The organism is Nocardioides pinisoli (assembly GCF_024199985.1).
GTDB classification, from domain to species: Bacteria; Actinomycetota; Actinomycetes; order Propionibacteriales; family Nocardioidaceae; genus Nocardioides; species Nocardioides pinisoli.
Window position 1 is genome coordinate 13,088 of record NZ_JANARS010000008.1, and the last position, 18,174, is coordinate 31,261.

The 18,174-nt window shown below is 73.6% G+C and carries 8 protein-coding genes and 1 pseudogene; 6 read left to right on the forward strand and 3 right to left on the reverse strand.

From position 1 onward, the window contains the following. The first annotated feature begins 28 nt into the window (after positions 1 to 28). Positions 29 to 1,813: an MmpA family trehalose lipid delivery protein gene (locus NCI01_RS17245; RefSeq protein ID WP_254182726.1), complete on the forward strand. Its 1,785-nt coding sequence runs from the start codon at positions 29 to 31 to the stop codon at positions 1,811 to 1,813. Positions 1,814 to 1,857: 44 nt separating this feature from the next. Then, on the forward strand, positions 1,858 to 2,013 hold the full coding sequence (locus NCI01_RS17250) for a DUF2613 family protein (RefSeq protein WP_254182727.1): 156 nt from the start codon (positions 1,858 to 1,860) through the stop codon (positions 2,011 to 2,013). A gap of 103 nt (positions 2,014 to 2,116) precedes the next feature. On the opposite strand, the gene NCI01_RS17255 is transcribed toward NCI01_RS17250, so the two are convergent. Further along, positions 2,117 to 3,280, reverse strand: coding sequence for a glycosyltransferase family 4 protein (locus NCI01_RS17255; RefSeq protein WP_254182728.1), 1,164 nt, complete (start codon positions 3,278 to 3,280; stop codon positions 2,117 to 2,119). A gap of 77 nt (positions 3,281 to 3,357) precedes the next feature. Continuing rightward, positions 3,358 to 4,077: a class I SAM-dependent methyltransferase gene (locus tag NCI01_RS17260; RefSeq protein ID WP_254182729.1), complete on the reverse strand. Its 720-nt coding sequence runs from the start codon at positions 4,075 to 4,077 to the stop codon at positions 3,358 to 3,360. Positions 4,078 to 4,243: 166 nt separating this feature from the next. Between NCI01_RS17260 and NCI01_RS17265 the strand changes: the two genes are divergently transcribed. Both NCI01_RS17265 and NCI01_RS22985 read left to right on the forward strand, forming a co-directional pair. After that, the gene (locus NCI01_RS17265; protein ID WP_254182730.1) at positions 4,244 to 8,203 is read left to right on the forward strand and encodes an alpha-(1->3)-arabinofuranosyltransferase domain-containing protein; all 3,960 of its coding nucleotides are present in this window, start codon (positions 4,244 to 4,246) and stop codon (positions 8,201 to 8,203) included. A gap of 110 nt (positions 8,204 to 8,313) precedes the next feature. Further along, positions 8,314 to 11,307, forward strand: a pseudogene (locus NCI01_RS22985) (alpha-(1->3)-arabinofuranosyltransferase domain-containing protein); the annotation flags it as partial. 518 nt (positions 11,308 to 11,825) lie between these two features. Here the strand turns inward: NCI01_RS22985 and NCI01_RS17275 are convergent. Continuing rightward, positions 11,826 to 13,112 (reverse strand): acyltransferase family protein, encoded by a 1,287-nt coding sequence (locus NCI01_RS17275; protein WP_308213232.1) that lies wholly within the window; start codon positions 13,110 to 13,112, stop codon positions 11,826 to 11,828. Positions 13,113 to 13,217: 105 nt separating this feature from the next. Here NCI01_RS17275 and NCI01_RS17280 point away from each other — a divergent pair, with 105 nt between their 5' ends. After that, on the forward strand, positions 13,218 to 13,970 hold the full coding sequence (locus NCI01_RS17280) for a class I SAM-dependent methyltransferase (protein WP_254182732.1): 753 nt from the start codon (positions 13,218 to 13,220) through the stop codon (positions 13,968 to 13,970). Next, entirely contained in the window at positions 13,967 to 18,160 is a 4,194-nt protein-coding gene (locus tag NCI01_RS22835) for an alpha-(1->3)-arabinofuranosyltransferase domain-containing protein (RefSeq protein ID WP_254182733.1), read from the forward strand. The genes NCI01_RS17280 and NCI01_RS22835 overlap by 4 nt, the downstream gene beginning before the upstream one ends. The last annotated feature ends 14 nt before the right edge of the window (positions 18,161 to 18,174 follow it).

The window sequence follows — 18,174 nt, forward strand, 5'->3', positions numbered from 1 at the left end:
CGGCACCGACCACCTAGGCTGTGCTCCCGTGCGGACAACGACCGGCGCCTGGGCGCTGCGCCTGGCCCCGGTCGCGTGGTCCGCGCTGCTGGCGCTGCTGATGCTGGGCAGCGCGCTGTCGCCGGGTCTCGTGCTGACCTACGACATGGTGTGGGTGCCCGACCTCACCGTGCGCGGCGACTTCCTCGGCCTGGGGTCCAACCTGCCGCGGGCGGTCCCGTCCGACATGGTGGTGGCGCTGCTCGACGACGTGACCACCGGCGTGGTGCTGCAGAAGGCGGTGCTGGTCGGTGCGCTGGTCCTGGCCGGTACCGGTGCCTGGCGGCTGCTGGGACGTGCCGGCGTCCTCGCCGCCCTCGCCGGGTCGACCTTCTACGTGTGGAACCCGTTCGTGGCCGAGCGGCTGGGCATCGGCCACTGGCCGCTCCTGATGACGTACGCCGCCCTGCCGTGGATCCACCTGCTCGCCCGTCGCCTGGCTGCGGGCGAGAGGTGCCTGCCGCAGCTGGTGCTCTGGCTGGCCTTCGCGAGCCTGAACCCGGTCGGGGGCATCATCGCCGGGCTGTACGCCGTCGTGGGCGTGGCGGTGGACGGCCGCAGCGCCGCTCGCGCGGCGGCCTGGACGGTGGCCTCCGTCGTCGCGGTGAACGCACCGTGGATCGCGGCGGGCGCACTGCACGGCACGGGGACGGTGAGCGACCCCGCGGCCGTTCGGCTCTTCGCGGCGCAGGCCGAGGGCGTCCTGCCCGCCTGGGCTGCCGCACTCGGTCTGGGAGGCATCTGGAACGCGGAGGTGGTGCCGGCCTCGCGCACGAGCTGGGTGGGTCTGGTCTCACTCCTGCTGGTGCTCGCCGTCTGCGGCGCCGGGCTGAGGTCGTGGCTCGGTGCGGAGGGCCGGCAGGCCCGGCTGGCGCTCACCGCCCCGGCAGCCCTCGGCCTGGTGGTCGCGCTGGCCGGGACGGTCGCGCCCGGTCTCGTGGGTTGGCTCGTCGGCCACGTGCCCGGCGGGGGACTGGTGCGCGACGGCACCCGGTTCCTGGCCCTGCTGGCACCGCTGCTGGCGGTGCTCTTCGGACGCGGCGTCGCCCGGCTGACGGCGTCCGTGCCCGCACGTACGCCCGCCGCGGTGCTGGGCACCGTCCTGGTCCTGATGCCCGTCACGCTCATGCCCGACGCCGCGCTGGGCCTCTCCGGACGCCTCGACGCCGTCGACCTCCCCGCCGACTTCGAGGCCGCCCGGCGGGCCGTCGAGGAGAGCCGGCGCGCCGGACGCGAGGGCGACGTGCTCTCCCTGCCGTTCACCTCCTACCGCCGGCCGGGCTGGAACGACGGCCGACGCACGCTCGACCCGGTCGGGCGCTACCTCCCCGCCGACTACCTCGCGAGCGACACCTTGGTCGTGTCGGGCACCGAGGTGGCGGGGGAGGACGCTCGGGCCCGGCGCGTGGCCCGTGACCTCGCGACGATGACGGGGCGTGACCTGGAGCGGGCCCTCGCCGGCGAGGGGATCGCCTGGGTCGTGGCCGACCGCGAGGCCACGCGCGCGCTGGCGGCCGAGGGCCTCGACGCGCCGGCGTACGGCACGCTCCCCGAGCTGCCCGGTGCCCGGGTGCTGCACGACGGGGAGCTGCTCACCGTCTGGGAGCTGCCCGACCCCGCCAGCGAGCCGGCCGGGACCGTCTCGAGCCGGCCCGTCCGGCTCGGGGTGCTGCTGGGCGCCTGGGCGCTCGCGGGCGGCGTGGTGGCCGCGGCAGCCCTGCGGGTGGCGACCCGGCGCTGGACCACTTCACGCCAAATGCGCCGGGAGGCGTGACGGGGTGCTACGGTTTGGTTCGGTCTAGTGAACTGGAGACATTCGTGCAGGGATTGATCGGTGGCATCGTCGCGGTCGTCGTCGGCCTCGTGCTTGCCGGACTCACCACCTTCGGTGTCGTCAACACGGTGAGCAGCGCCCCGTCGCAGCCCGACCAGAGCGTCATGGACTACGGCACCAACCAGCAGGCTGCCGAGTAGATCCGTCCCCGGGCGTCGTCGCCCGGGTCCCGCCACGCGTCCGACCTCAGGTCGGGCGCGTCTGCGTTTGCCGGGACCGGTCACGGGGGCCGGTGAGTGCCGGTCAGGGGCCGTCGGGGTCCTCGACCGCGACCCGTCGGCCGGCCAGCACGTCGGACAGGACGTGCGCGAAGGACTCCTGGGAGTGCGCCCAGGAGAACGTGTGGGACATCTCGCGCGCTCCCTTGCCCAGTCGCCGGCGCTCGGCGGTGTCGGACACGAGCCACCGAACGGCCTCGACGAGCTCGGCCGGGGTGTCGACCAGCAGCCCGGAGGTGCCGTCGTCGATCGACTCCCGGGTCCCGCCAGCTGACGCGTAGGCGATCGTGGGGACACCGTGGCTTCCGGCCTCGCCGATGACGATGCCCCAGCCCTCCTTCAGCGACGGCAGCAGCATGACCCAGGACCGGGCCAGGATCTCGTGCTTCTCCTGCTCGCTGACGTGCCCGGTGAACGTGACGGCGTCACCGGCGTCCCGCTCGGCGACGTAGGCCCGGAGGGACTCCTCCCACCAACCGTTGCCGACGACCACGAGGGTCGCGTCGGGATGGTCGGCGCGCAGGGCGACGATGACGTCGACGGCGTGCTCGACCTGCTTGTGCGGGACCAGGCGGCCCAGGACGCACAGCTGCGGGGAGGTGCTGCGCGGCACGTCCAGCACCGGCGCTGGATCAGTACCGTTGTGGACGACGGCGATCCGTTCGCGACCCACGCCCAGGCTGATGAGCTCGCTTCGGGTGGCTCGCGAGACTGCGACGTACTGTGAACGGCGGTAGAGGCGCGGCGCGAGCGCTCGCTCGATCCACCAGCCCACCCGCCCCAGCAGGCCCGGGTAGACGACGGGCCACTGCTCCCGGTGCACGTGGTGGACGAGGACGACGACCGGCGCTCGGGTCGCAAGCCGGGTGAAGAAGGGCAACCCGTTCTGCACGTCGACGACGAGGTCGACCTTGCCGAAGCGGCCGAAGACGAGGCGGAGCATGCCGATGACATAGATCGCGAGGTGGTTGCCGCGCCGGACGAACCGGACGCCGTCGACGACTTCGTCGGCGGGCGCACGGTCGTGTGCGGCGCAGAAGACGGTCGCGTGGGCTCCGTGGCGCACCAACCCACGGGCCATCGCCTCGACGTAGCGCTCGGACCCCCCTCCTTCGGGATTCTGGGTGTCGCGCCAGTTGAACAGCACCACGTGACGTCCGCTGAGGGACGCGGGGTTCGCCGCCTGCATGAGGCTAGGTTACCCGCGAGTTGGGTTGGCGTCTGCGGTCTGGGAAGCACAGCGGAGCGACCGGTGGTTCGAGCCGGTCAGTAGGGGTCGTACGGTCCCTCGTGCCCGAACAGCCGTGAGGCGACGGGGCGCAGCCGGAGTCGTAGGAGGATCTTCACGAGCACGTTGCGCAGCCACCAGGGGACCTCACGCAGGATGCGACGTCGGTCCTCCCAGGAGGGCCGGCCGACGCGGAACAGCGCCATCGAACCGCAACGGCGCTCGTAGCGGATGGTCCTGGACGGCAGCACGTGGGCGAGGACGCCAAGGGTGACCCCGATGGAGGAGTAGCAGTCGTGGACGAGGATGGGGGCTCCATCCGGAAGGTGCTCGGCCCACTTCAGGTCGTCTGCGAGCGTCCAGTAGTCGTGCTTGCCATCGATGTAGAGGTAGTCGATGTCACGCGTCCACGTCGGCCGGGCGCGAGTGCTGTACTCAGGAAGCAGCTCGACTGCGTCACCCAGCGCGGCCTCGCGCAGGTTGTTCTCGAACTTGGTCCTCGTGGAAGCGCCGCCGAAGAGGCGACCGTCGACGAACGGGTCGACCGCGACCACCTGGCCACCCTGTGCCAGCGCGGCCGAGGCCAGCACGATCGTCGACTTGCCTTGGTGGCTGCCGATCTCAAGCAGGAGAGGGGCGCTCGAGAGGTCGCGCGCAGTGTCGAACAGCAGCTTCGCCTGCTCCTCCGTGAGCCATCCCGGGATGGTCGACGCCACCTCCCAGACAGCCTCGAAGTCGAGGGCGGGGCGATCGCTCATGTGCAGTTCCTTGGAGCTGGACGGCCGGGGTGGCCGAGAGTACCGACGCAGAATATAGACTGCGCGTCGTTTGGCTGGATCGACACGGGAGGCAGCCGCAGTGACTGACGGCGCCGCCACGACCGTCCGAGCGCGCCCACGGCGCCGACCATCGTGGACCACTGGTGTGCACGTGCTCGTCTACGTCTCGGTCATCCTGGTCAACCTGCTCCAGCAGCCCGGACTGATCACGTTCGACACCAAGCTCGACATGCAGCTCAACCCGGCCGACCTCTTGGCTCGGAGCGTCGACCTGTGGAACGGCGACTGGGCTCTCGGGGGCCTGCAGAACCAGGCGTCGGGCTATCTCTTCCCGATGGGCCCAGTGTTCCTGATCGGTGACGTGCTCGGTGTGCCGATGTGGATCTGGGAGCGGCTGTGGTCAGCGGCTGTCATGTTGCTGGCCTACGAGGGCGCCCGACAGCTCGCCGCTCGATGGCCCGGCATAGGCGCCAACGGGGCCGTCCTCGCCGGCCTGGCCTACATGCTGTCGCCCCGGGTGCTGACGACCGTGGGCGGGTTGAGCGGCGAGACACTCCCCGGGTCCGTGCTGCCGTGGACCGTGCTGCCGCTCGTGCTCTACCTCCGAGGACGGCTGCGTGCGTGGGTGGCGTTCGTCCTCTCCGCTGCCACGATCCCCGTGATGGGCGGGCAGAACGCCACTCTCGTGGTGGCGTGCTTGGTGCTGCCAGGGCTTCTGCTGGTCCTCACGGCTGGGAGGACGCTGCGGCGACGAGCCGGTGACGTCGCTGCCTGGGGCGCGCTGGTCACGCTCGCCTCGCTGTGGTGGCTGGTCCCGCTCCTCCTGCTCGGCTCCTACTCTCCTCCGTTCCTCGACTTCATCGAGTCCGCGGCCAGCACCGCCGGCACCACCGGGTGGCTCTCTTCGCTCAGAGGGACCAGCCACTGGGTGGCGTTCTTCACGGGGGGCGGTCCGGTGGGCTGGACGGGTGGGAACGAGCTGGCGTCGTCGGCGCCGCTGCTCCTCTCGACCGTGCTGGTAGCCGCCATCGGGCTCGTAGGCCTCCTGCAGCCGAGGTTGTGGGGACGCCGCGCGCTCGCGACGTCTGTCCTGATCGGGCTGGCGGTGCTGACTGCAGGGAGCGGCGGATGGGCCGGCTCCGTGCTGTCGGAGGAGTGGTTGCACGCTCTCGACACCGTCCTCGCGCCCCTGCGCAACATCCACAAGTTCGATCCGCTCGTGCGGCTTCCGCTCAGCCTGGGCATCGGAGCGTGGGTCACGCTGGCCGTGCCCCGGCTCGTCGGGGAGGGACGGCTTCCCTCCGGTCCGTGGGCCCCACGCCTTGTCGCGGGAAGCGTGGGCGTGCTGGTCCTGGCGACCACGGTCCCCGCGCTCGGCGGCGCGCTGCGACCCACCGGGGGGTTCGAGGACGTCCCGAACAGCTGGCGGCAGGCGGCGGCCTACCTTCGCGACCAGCCGGACCCGACGCGCGTGCTGGTGCTGCCCGGGGTCGGCTTCGCGGTCCAGACCTGGGGGCGCACGATCGACGAGCCCATCCAGGTGCTCGACGCCCCCCCGTGGATGGCACGTGCGCAGATCACGGTCGCACCCGCCGGGACCCTGCGCCTGCTGGACTCCGTCGAGCAGGCGGTCGCAGACCCCCGGCCCGAGCGGGACCTGCCGGCGGCGCTCGACGCGCTCGGCGTCACCCACGTGGTCGTGCGGGACGACCTCGCCACCGATGAGGTCGACGCAACCGATCACGCGTTGGTGCGCGCTGCGGTCGCCGGCGTGCCGGGCGCCGCCTTGGCCGCCACCTTCGGCACCACCTCCGACGGGAACGCCGCCGTCGAAGTCTATGAGCTGCGCCACGACGCCGAGCCACGCGTCGAGGTCCAGGAGTGGGAAGACCGGCTGGTCGTTGACGGCGCCCCGGAGGTCGTCCCGCGCCTCCGAGCCGCAGGGCTCGTGGCCCGTCGCCGCGCCGCGGTACTGGCGGCGGACGACGATCGTCCCGACGTGGTGACCGACAGCCTGCGACGCGTCGAACGTAGCTTCGGGCGGGTCCACGACGCCCGGTCGGGGGTCATGACCGCGTCCGAGCCCTACCGCGTCACTCGCGTGGCTCACGACCACGTGGACGATGCCATGCCGTCGGACTTGACGGTGGCCGAGTATGAGGGTGCAGCCGAGATCCTCGCGTCCAGCTCTGCGGGCTACGCCGACATCCTCGGTCCGGTGCGCCCCGAGCAGCATCCCTGGTCGGCGTTCGACCACTCCGTCTACACCGCCTGGGGCACGGCACCGTTCGCGCGTCCGGAAGGCCAGTGGATCGAGGCGAGGTTCGACCGACCGACCCGGGTGGGGGACGTCTCGCTGTCGTTCGACACCTTCACCGGGGCACCGGTGACGTCGGTCCGGATCTCGACCGACGACCGGTCCGCCGTGGCCGAGGTGCAGCCGGATGGGTCGGTCCCCGATGTTGACGTTGACGACGACTCGGCCAGGAGACTGCGGGTCACCGTGCTCGGAGCCAGCAAGGACGGACAGGTTCGGCTCTCGGACGTGCGGGTAGCCGGGATCGACGTCACCAGGTCGCTGGTCGTCCCGGGACGGGTGTCGGCCGACACATCCGTGTTCCTGGCTGCCGAGACGCCGCAGCGTGCCTGCTTCGTGACCGTCGAGGACTTCGTCGACTGTGAGCTGGCGTGGCAGCGGGAGACCTCAGAGACGCCGGGTTTCGACCGCACCATCACGGTGGGTGCGAGTGGCAACTGGACGATCAAGGGTCGTGCCTTCGCCACCCACGGCCCGGCGCTCGACCAACTGTTCGCGCCGTTGGCGAAGGACCAGGTGCGGGTGGTGGCGACCTCGACCTACGGCGGCGACCCGGCGGTCAACGCGGCAGGCGCGCTGGACGGAGACCTGGAGACGGGGTGGACATCGGCCCCCGGTGACCCGGCCGCGGCGCTGCAGCTGACCTGGGGGCCGCGCCGCAAGGTCTCCCGTGTCCAGCTCCTGACCTCGCCGGGCCAGCCGGGCGAGCTTCCCGAGACGGTCGTCGTGGACGGCGGCCCCGGGACGGGCGACCCGCAGCTGGTGGCCACCCGGGGAGAGACGGCCGGTGAGATGAGGCCGATCCGCACCGACCAGCTCCGGGTGACGGCGTTCGGACCGGCGGGTCTCGACGGCGTGGGCATCTCCGAGCTGGAGGTCGACGGGATCGAGGACCTTCAGCACCGACCCGAACCGAACACCCCGACCGGCGCGGCCTGCGGCTTCGGGCCGACGATCGAGGTGGCTGGCCGCGCCGTCCAGACCCGGATCAGCGGCACGCTCGAGGACATCCGCACGGGCGCCGACCTGTCTGTGATCCCGTGCGGCAGACGGTCGGTCGACGTGCCCGAGGGGGAGCACCGGATTCGTGTGGTGAACCCGAACGGCTTCGTCATGTCGAGCCTGGTCCTGACGCCTTCCGTCCCCGCAGAGGACGCCGGCCCAGACCGGCCACCCGTGCTGATGTGGTCGCCGACGCACCGGGAAGTCCAGGTGTCGGTGTCGTCCGAGTCGGTCCTCGCGGTCGCGGAGAGCGCCAACGCAGGGTGGACCGCGAGGATCGGGAGCTCCGAGCTGCGCCCGGTCGTGCTCGACGGCTGGCGCCAAGGTTTCGTGGTCCCCGCCGGATCGGCGGGCGTCGTCGTCATGGACTTCGCGCCGCAGAAGCTGTTCCGCTTCGCGCTGGCGGGTGGTCTCGTCCTGGTCGGGATCCTGCTGCTCCTCGCGCTCACGCTCCTCGTGCGTGCCGTCGGACACCGCGATGCTGACGCGGCCCTCGACACGGGGGATACGGGCGCTGGGTCGTCGGGAGTACCTGCGTGGACGCAGGTACCCGCTGTCGTCGTGCTGGCCGTCGTATCGCTGCCGCTGGCGGTGGGTGCGCTGATCGGCTGGCTCACGCGCGACCGTGGCGACCTGCGGGTTGCTGCGGCTTGCGTGGGAGCGCTTGCGTTCGCCGGCGTGGTCGCCGTGTCCGCCTCCGCCGTGATCGTCCCACCGGTAGTGTCCGACGTCGTCGTGGCGCTGGCCGTGGGAGCCGTGTGCGGTCGGGTGCTCGCCCGACCGTGACCGGGCCGCATCGGACACACGTGTCCGGAGGAGGGGGAGGAGAAGCGTTGCCGGTTCCCGGTGTCCGCACGCTGGTCGTGGCGGTCCTCGCTGCCGCCGTCGCCCTCCGCGTGACCGCGGCCCAGCCGCTCACGGGCGCCTACGCCCGCCTCGCCGCCGACCCCACAGGTGCGCTCAGAAGCGCCGCCGACGGCTGGACGGTGTCCGGCACGCTCGGCGACGCGAGCGCCCAGGGACTCCGGGACGTCCCGCTCGCCGCCTTCCTGTGGCTGACCGACGTGTTCGGCGTGGCACCAGCCGGCGGGCGGGTGGCGTGGTCGGTCCTGGTCCTGGTCCTGGCTGCCGTCGGCGCGGTGCGCCTGGCGCGCTCTCAGGTCTCCGAGCCCGACGCAGGGAGCGAGTCCTGGACCCCCTGGGTGGGTGCCGCGCTCTTCGCCTGCGCGCCCGTGCAGGTCGCGACGGTCCTGCACTCGCCGGGCGACGGCCTGACCCTCGCGCTCCTCCCGTGGGTGCTGACGCCCTTGGTACGCGGCGCTGACGGCTGGCGCGCTGCCGCCGCGTCCGCTGCCTGGCTCGGCCTGGCCGGTGCCGGGACGCCCCCATGGGCCCTCACCGCGCTCGCGGCCGGCCTGGTGACGGCCTTCGCGACCGCTCGGCGACCGGGTGGAGCACGCCAGCTCGCGCGCTGGTCGGTGCTGGCCCTCGTCTCGTCCTCCTGGTGGGTGGCCGCCTACGTGTGGGAGGCGTCGTACGCCACTTCGGTGACGGGCCTGACCACCGATCTCGACGCCGCGGGGCTCGCCGAGGCCGCCGGCCTCACGTCGACCGCCACGGCCCTGACCGTGGTGCTGCTGCTCGCGCCGCTGGCCGTGGCGGTGAGCGCGCTCGCCCTGCGCGTGGGGCGCGCCCGCGCCGTCGTCGGGGCCCTGCTCCTGCTCGTGGGCGTGGCGACGCTGGTCGGCGTCATCAGCGGGGAATGGCCCGAGTGGCTGCCGGTGCCTGCCTCTGCGGCGACGGCCACCGACACCGTGCCCGCGCCGTGGGCGGTGCTGGGTGGCCTGCTGGGGCTCTCGGCCCTGCTGGCCTGGACGCCGCTGGTCGACCACCTGATCGATCGGTTGCCGCGTCCCTGGACGTGGCGCCCGGCGCCCGGCGGCGGTCTGGTCGCAGCCGGCCTCGCCGTCCTCGTCCTGGTCTCGGTGGCCGGGCCGATGCTCGCCGTGCAGGAGCAGGTGTCCGAGCCGTCGGGTGTCGACGCCGATCAGTGGGACGGCGTGGCCGCGTGGTCGCGGACCGCGCCCCCGGGGCGGGTCCTCGTGCTCCCGTCCGTGACCGCCGGACGCGTCGCTCCAGCCGTCCAGGACGCGTTGCGGGGCCGTCCGTGGGTCGCGCGCGACACCCTGCCCCTGTCGGGGCCTGCGGCCACGACCGCGCTGGATGCGGCTCTCGGCCGGCTGGACCGCGGGCACGAGGGTGCCGGCACCGCGGCCGTCCTCCGGCACCTCGGCATCTCCTACGTCCTGCTGCGCAACGACGTCCCGGCGGCCGAGGACCGGGAGCGGCCGCTCGCCCTCGTCCGGCACGCGCTGACCCGGCAGGGCGCCACGAGGGTCGCCGTGATCGGTGCGGACGACCAGGGCGACGCCGCCACTACGACAGGCATCGTGGACCTCGGTGTCCGCGACCCCACGGGGTCGATCGAGATCTGGGCGCTCGACGAGGCGGCCGACGGAGCGGTGCACGACGGTGCCCCGTGGGCGGTCGCGGGAGACGCCTCTGTCGTCGGTGACCTGGCTGACGCGGGCCTGTCGGAGACGCCCGCGCTCGTGCTGCGTGACGATGGCGCGGAGTCGGTCGACGTCGTGTCGGACAGCGCGCGCAGGCAGGACGTCGACCTTCGCGTCGCGAACGACCCGCGCGGGCCGGTGCTGGAGCCGGACGACACGCGCGCCGTGGTCCCGCCCGGCGCCGCGCCGGCGACGACGGCCGCCCGAGCCCTCGCGGGGGCGCAGGAGGTGCGCGCATCCTCTTCAGCCGCCGACCTGGACTCCCACCGCCGACGCGTCGGAGCGGTCGCGACCGCCGCGGTCGACGGCAACGCCTTCACGTCCTGGCAGTCGCGACGTGGTGAGGTCGTGGACGAGTGGTGGGAGATCTCCTTCGACGGCGTGACCGACCTGACGTCCGGCGCGCTCCAGGTGGTGCAGAACCCCTTCGCGTCCTACCAGGTCACCCGCGTCCGCTTGGATTCCGACAACGGCTCGACGGAGGTCGACGTGCCCGCTGACGGCGCGGTGGCCCTGGCGGGGATCGGCCGCACCGCCCGTCTGCGGGTGGTCGCCACCGGGGTCAGCGGCACCGTGTCCGCTGGGAGCAGCTTCGCCATCGCCGAGCTCGCCGTGCCGGGGCTCCAGGTGGAGGAGCAGCTCGTGGTGGAGGGACCCGAGACGGACTCGTGGATCCTCGCCGCCCGGCCGGCCAGCCTCGCGACCTGCGTGCCGTCCTTCGCGATCGGGGGAGCGGCGGACCCCGCGGCGAGCGAGACGGTGTGCAACCGCGGGGTGAGCGTGGACGGCCCCGACTCCGGTCCGCTCAGCCGGGTCGTGCGCGCCTCGCGTAGCGGGGAGGTCGCCGGACGCGCGTGGGTGCGCGCGGTCGACAGTGCGGAGTCGAGCCGCTTGGCCGACCGTCTTGCGCGGCCCACCATCGCCGCGACGGCGTCGAGCGTCGCCTCCTCCGACCTCGTGGCGGGGGCCCAGGCCGCAGTCGATGCTGACCCCGCCACGGCGTGGCGACCCTCACCGGAGGACGTGGCTCCCACGCTCACGCTGGCCTGGGAGCGGCCGGCGTCGGTCACCGACGTACGCGTGACGACCGCCGCCCGGCGGCTGGCGAGCCTGCCCACCCACGTCGTCGTGACCTACGGCGACAGCGCCCGGACCGAGTCGGGCGAGATCGGCGCCGACGGCGTGGTGGACCTCCCCGAGGTGCGCACCCGCGAGGTGACGCTCGCCTTCGAGGCCGAGGTGCCCCAGGCGTCGGCAGACTCCCTCACGGGCGGGGTGCAGGCGGTGCCGATCGCAGTGTCGGAGGTGGAGGTCGTCGGTGCGCCTGCGGTCCGCTACGACGCCGACGACATCGAGCAGCTGCCCTGTGGCTCGGGCCCCGACGTGTCGATCGACGGCGAGTCCTACGAGACCGCCGTACGAGCCTCCGCCCGGCAGGTCGTCGAGGCGTCGGTCGTCCCCGCCGTCCTGTGCGACCGCCCGGTCCTGGGGGCCGGTGACGTGCGGGTCAGCGTCGAGGCGTCCTTTGCCTGGATCCCGACGGGGCTGGTGCTCGCACCACCCGACGGGGTCCTCGGCGAGGTGGACGAGTACGGCGTCGATGCCGGCGCCGACGCAGACAGCGGTGACGTGGTGCCGGCCGGGACCATCGGCGCCCGCCCACGCACCAGGGTCCTCGACGTCGACCCCGACGAGCCCGCGACGCTCGTGCTGGCCGTGCCCGCCGGCACGGGCTGGGCCGCGGTCGCCGACGGGCGGGAGTTGGGGTCGCTCACCGTGGACGGGTGGGCCCAGGCGTGGCAGGTGCCGGAAGGGGTCGCGAGGGTGAGCGTCCGCTACGCCTCCGGCGAGGTGTTGCGCTGGGTGGCCGGGCCGGCGGTAGCGGGTTGGGCGCTGGTGCTGCTGCTGGCGCTCTGGTCACCGGCAGGGGCACGCCGACCGCGGAAGCCCGCCAGGTGGGGACGTCGCGACCACGCGATGGTCGGTCGCTCCACCCAGGCGTAGGTCGCCGCGCCGAGAGGGATCGAGATCCCCAGGACCCACACGAGGCGCCACAGCAGACCCAGCACGCCGTCGGGGAACGTGATGTCCCGCTCGAGGATGACGATGACGGGCAGGTGCCAGAGGTAGATGCCGTAGGACCACCGGCCGATGGCCACGAACCACCGTCGGCTCAGCAGCTGGTTCGTCGGCACCTGCGGCGGGCCGAAGACGACCACGCACAGGAGCAGGCACGCGATCGAGGCTGCGGTGAAGGTGCGCAGCTGGTCTTCGCCGAAGGTCACCGGGACGAATCCCGACGGCCCTCCGAGCGACGAGGTGGCCAGTGCGACCAGCGCGAGGGTCAGCACCAACGGTGCCCACCGGTCGGCGCAGAAGCGAACCAACCCGCTCAGCGGTACGAGACGGGCTCGCTGTGCCTCCGCCAGCAGGGCCACGAGCGCGCCACCGGCGAAGCAGAACAGGAACGAGGGCAGCCAGTAGGGGTAGAGGAGCTGTCCGGTGAGGTCGGCCTCCGCGGTCCAGAGACGCCACCCGATCGAGATGGGGAGCGCCAGCGAGATGAGCGCTGCGCACGTCCACAGCGAAGCGGTGCCGCTGCCGCGGCGTGCGAGGCGGCCCGTGACCCAGGCCATGACGGGAAGCGCGACGTACCACGACACCTCGGTCGCCAGGCTCCAGGTGTGCAGGAGGGCCGCGCGAGTCGGCTCGACCTCGTAGATCCAGGTGAGCGACAACGCGCGCAACCACCCCTCCACGCCGTCCGGGCGAGCAGCCGGGATCACCAACGCCACCGCGAGGAGCACCACCCAGTAGGCGGGGAAGATGCGGGTGACGCGCCGGATGGCGAAACGGCCGAGGGCGGGCCGATCCGCCAGGCGGAGGCTCCAGCGCGCCCAGGGTCGATAGAGGAGGAATCCCGAGAGCACGAACAGGCTCACCGGACCGTACGTGGGCAGGCCGAGCCAGTCGAACGTGGTGCGGCCCGAGGTGTGGATGAGCACGACCATGAGCGCGGCGAAGCCCCGGAGCCCGGTGAGGCTCGCGATCTCCGCCGCTCGACGGGCCCGCGCCTCGTCGGCGGGCGTGTCCTCCCATTCGACCGCGGTGCTCGCTACCACGCGGGCGATTAGATCATGGCCGGACGTTGGGGCTTGCGCATCGCCGCTACCCACGCGTGACCGCGAAGCGCCGCCCCCGGCCGCACCATCGGCTACAGTCGCCGCGTGCCGCCGCAGTCCTTGTCCGCTCCGTCGGCCTGGGCTCCCTCGCTGCGCCGCTCCGTGCGCCTCTTCCGTGCCTTCCGGGTGGAGCAGACGCAGCCGGAGGTGTTCTACGGCCAGCTCGCCGACGACGCCGTCGGCCACGTGTCTCACTACACCGACCTCGCCGGCGCCCGGATGCTCGACGTGGGTGGTGGACCGGGCTACTTCCGCACCGCGTTCGAGGGCGCCGGTGCCACCTACTTCGCGCTCGACGCCGACGTCGGCGAGCTCGCTGGCCTCGGCGACATCGCACCCCGCACGGTGCTCGGGAGCGGGATGCAGCTTCCGTTCGCCGACGGGACCTTCGACATCTGCTACTCCTCCAACGTGCTCGAGCACGTGGACGACCCGTGGCGCATGGCCGATGAGATGGTGCGGGTCACCCGACCGGGCGGGCTGACCTTCATCTCCTACACCGTCTGGTACGGCCCCTGGGGCGGGCACGAGACGTCCCCCTGGCACTACCTCGGCGGTCGCCGCGCCCGGCGCCGCTACCGGCGCAGCCACGGGCACGAGCCCAAGAACAAGTTCGGCGAGTCCCTGTTCGCGGTCACGGTGCGTGCCGGCCGGCGGTGGGCGGCCTCGCAGACCGCGGGCGAGGTCCTCGACGTCGTCCCGCGCTACAACCCCGCCCGTGCGCGGTGGCTGTCCCGGGTGCCGCTCCTGCGCGAGGTCGTCACCTGGAACCTGGTCATCGTCCTGCGCCGTCGATGACGTCCCCACCCGCCCACACGACGCCGTCGGCCGTCACGTGGCGCTTCCGGCTGTTCGTCTCCTGCCTGGTGCTGGTGGCGCTGGCGTTCGCCCAGCGGCCCGGTCGGCAGGTGAGCGACACCAAGTTCGACCTCGTCGCCGACCCGGGGGCGATGCTCGGTCGGGCGCTGCGTATGTGGGACCCGACGGGCGGGTTCGGGCAGGTGCAGAACCAGGCCTACGGCTACCTGTTCCCGATGGGTCCCTTCTTCTGGCTCGGGGACCTCGCCTCGGTCCCGGAGTGGGTCGTCCAGCGGGCCTGGTGGTCCCTCCTTCTGGTCGTCGCCTTCCTCGGCGTCGTGAAGCTGGCCGGCGCCCTCGGGCTGGGCACGCCCACCAGCCGGCTCGTCGCGGGCTTCGCCTATGCCCTGTCGCCGCGCATCCTCACCACCCTCGGCCCCATCTCCATCGAGGCCTGGCCGATGGCGCTGGCTCCGTGGGTGCTGGTGCCCCTCGTGATCGGCTCCCGACGGGGGTCGCCGGTCCGCGCGGCAGCCCTCTCGGCACTCGCCGTGGCCGCGGTCGGCGGCGTCAACGCAGCCGCCACCTCGGCGGTGCTCCCGCTCGGCGTGGTCTGGCTGCTGACCCGCACGCCCGGACCACGTCGGCGCGCCCTGCTCATCTGGTGGCCGGTCCTCGTCGGGATGGGGACGCTGTGGTGGCTCGTGCCGCTGTTCCTCCTGGGTGGCTACAGCCCGCCCTTCCTCGACTTCATCGAGACGGCCTCGGTGACCACGTTCCCCACCACCCCGTTCGACGTCCTGCGGGGCACGTCCCACTGGGTGCCCTACGTCGACGCGACCTGGCGGGCCGGCAACGACCTGATCGCGACCGGCTACGTCGCGATCAACGGCGCCGTGCTGCTGGTCATCGGCCTCGTCGGTCTGTCGCTGCGGAGCAACCCGCACCGCCGGGTGCTGGTCCTGGGCCTGCTGGCGGGCCTGGTGCTCGTGTCGATCGGGCACTCCGGAGCCGTCCACGGCTGGTTCGCCGGTGCCGAGCGCTCGGCCCTCGACGGCGCCCTCGCGCCGCTGCGCAACGTGCACAAGTTCGACCCGGTGGTCCGGCTGCCGCTGGTGCTCGGCCTCGCCCACCTGCTCGGCGCCCTTGCGGCCGCCGTGCCGGCGCCCGGCCCCGGTCGGCGCGACTGGCGCGCGCGGCTCGAGGACGGTCCGCGCGTGGCCAGCGTCGGGCTCGTCGTCCTGGCGAGCGTCGCCGTCGCCGGCGTGGCCAGCCCGGCCCTGGCCGGCCGGATCGCGCCCGCGCAGGACTTCGAGGACGTCCCGGACTACTGGCAGCGGGCCGTGTCGTGGCTCGAGGACGAGCGCGAGGACGACCCGGGCCGCGGCACGGCGCTCCTCGTGCCGGGCTCGAGCTTCGCCACCTACTTGTGGGGCACGCCCGAGGACGAGCCCGTGCAGTCCTACGGCGTGACGGGATGGGCCGTGCGCAACGCGGTGCCCCTGGCGCCGCCGGGCAACATCCGGATGCTCGACGCGGTCGAGCAGCGGCTGGCGACGGGGGAGCCGTCGGCCGGGCTCGCGCCCTTCCTGGCGCGCGCCGGGGTCGGGCTGCTCGTGGTGCGCAACGACCTGCGGCCCTCCGACGATGTACCGCTCCCGGTGCTGGTGCACCAGGCCATCGAGGGCTCGCCCGGGTTGGTCAAGGTGGCCGACTTCGGTCCGGACGTCGGCGGCCCCACCCGGCTCGAGTCGGACCGTGGCACGACGCTGGTCGCGGAAGGCGGCTGGCACTCGTCCTACCCGGCCGTGGAGGTCTACTCCGTGGCCGGTGCGACGGACGCGGCGGCCACGGATGCTCCGCCGCTCGTCGTCGGCGGCCCGGAGGACCTGCTCGGCCTGCTCGACGCCGGCCTGATCGGAGACGCGCCGGCCGTGCTCGCCGTCGACGCCGACGAGGCCGGTGCGGAGCAGTCGACTCGCGGGCCCCTGCTCCTCACCGACGGCCTGCGGCGCCGCGAGGCGACCTTCGCCCGTGTCCACGACGGGCGCTCCGCCACGCTCGAGGCCGACGACGCCGGTCGGCGCGGAGCCCCGGCCCGGGACTACCTCCAGGCAGGCGCGAGCCGGTGGGAGACGACCGCGCGCCTCATCGGAGCGCGGTCGGTCACGGCGTCCGGATCCCGTGCCTACGCCGACACGGTCGGACCGGTGCGGCCCGAGACGCTGCCCTACGCAGCGTTCGACGGCCGGCCCGGTACGCAGTGGGAGTCCGGCCCGTCGCGGGGCGAGGGACCGTGGGTGGAGGTCGAGCTCGAGCGGCCGACACAGGTCAACCAGGTCACCGTGGTCACCGGCGACACGGGGTCCGAGGAGGACCCCACGATCGTCGTCGAGACGGCCGCCGGCAGCTCCCGCGCCGTGCGCGCCCCGGCCGGGGAGGAGGTCGTCGTCGACCTGCCGGACGGTACGACATCGTGGCTGCGGGTGCGCGCCTCCGACGCCGACGGACCCGTGCCGAAGCTGTCGGTCGCGGAGGTCCGTGGCGACGGCCTCGACATCGACCGCACGCTCGTGCTGCCCGAGGTGCCGGCCGCGTGGGGTCCGCCCGACCACGTGCTCCTGTCGGCAGATCCGTCCACCGACGCGTGCGTGCAGGTGGACGATGACGTGCGCTGCGCTCCGGGCCGAGCCCGCCCCGACGAGGGCGGCGGAGTGGTCGACCGGACGGTGCGCCTCGGGAGCGGAGCGGACTACGGGGTCTCGCTGGAGGTGCGCCCGGTCGCCGGCGACGCGCTCACCGGGCTGATGCTGAGGGACCAGCTGGTCAACATCAGCGCGTCGTCGAACGCCGTCGCCGACGCCCGGGCGTCCGCCCTGGCAGCGATCGACGGCCGCCCCGGCACGACCTGGCTGGCCGAGGAGGACGATGCCGACCCGACCCTCGACGTGACCTGGATCGGCGAGCGCCGGGTGCGCGAGATCCGGCTCTCCCTCGACCGGCAGGCGGCCGCCTCGCGACCGACCCGGCTGGAGGTGGTGCACCCCGGCGGACGACAGGTCGTGCGACTGGACTCGTCCGGCCGGGCCGATCTCGAGCCCTTCCGCGCCTCGCGGGTCTCGGTGCGGGTGATCGGGGAGGAGCGGGCCTACGGCCGCTCTCGCGGGGGCGACCTGCAGAAGCTCCCGGTCGGCATCAGCGAGCTGCGCCTGCCCGGCACGGGCCTGCTCCCACTGAGCCTGTCCGACACCCCGGTCGACATCGGGTGCGGTTTCGGTCCCCCGCTCCGGGTCGGCGACACCCTGCTCGCCAGCAGCGTCACGGCCTCGCCGCGCCAGCTGTTCGACGCCGAGGCGCTGCCGGCACGTGCCTGCGGACCCGCGACGGTCGGCCTCGACTCACCGACCACCCGCGTGGTCGCCGCGCCGGCCCCGGCCTTCCGTCCGACAGCCGTGACCTTCTCCCGTCCCGGTGCCGCAGGCCCCCTCCCTGCGTCACAGGCCGTCGTCTCCCCGACGTCGCCGGTGACCGCGGTCCTCGACGTCGCCGGCACGGACGGCGAAGCGGCTGTGGGGGCGGATGGCGGCGTGGTGGCGGTGCGGCACAACGCCAACCCCGGCTGGCGCGCCGAGCTCCCGGACGGCTCGACGGCCGCGCCGCTCGTCGCGGACGGGTGGCAGCAGGCCTGGCACCTGCCCGAGGGCGTCGCGACGCTCGACCTGCGCTACGCCCCCGATCGCGCCTACCGCGTGGCCCTCGCCGTCGGCGCGTTCCTGCTGGCGCTGCTCGCCGGGGCCACGCTGCTCCTGCGGGGGCGTCGGCGACCGGTCCCGGAACCCTCGGGCACCCGCGTGGCGGCCTGGGTCGTGCCCGTCGCCGGGGTGGCCACCCTGGGGCTCGTCCTCGGGTGGTGGGGCCTCGCGGCAGGACTCGCCGGCGCCGCAGCCTCCGTCGTGGCCCGGCGCTGGGTGAGCAGCCCGTCGGTGGCGTGGGCGGCGGGGCTGCCGATCGTCGTCGCGGGACTCGTCTACTGGTGGCGGCCGCTGGGCTCGGCCGACGGCTGGGCCGGGGCGTTGGTGCTGCCCCAGCTGCTGGTCGCCGTGGCGCTGGGTGCGCTCGTCTCGGTCGACGTCGACCCACGCCACCACACGTTGCGCAGGCGCAGGGTGGGACGCTCGACGGCCCGGTGAAGCACCTCCGAGAC

Excerpts from the sequence above, each read along its gene's own strand:
- NCI01_RS17255 (WP_254182728.1), bottom strand. The coding sequence starts at position 3,280 with ATGCAGGCGGCGAACCCCGCGTCCCTCAGCGGACGTCACGTGGTGCTG.
- NCI01_RS17260 (WP_254182729.1), bottom strand. The coding sequence starts at position 4,077 with ATGAGCGATCGCCCCGCCCTCGACTTCGAGGCTGTCTGGGAGGTGGCG.
- NCI01_RS22835 (WP_254182733.1), top strand. The coding sequence starts at position 13,967 with ATGACGTCCCCACCCGCCCACACGACGCCGTCGGCCGTCACGTGGCGC.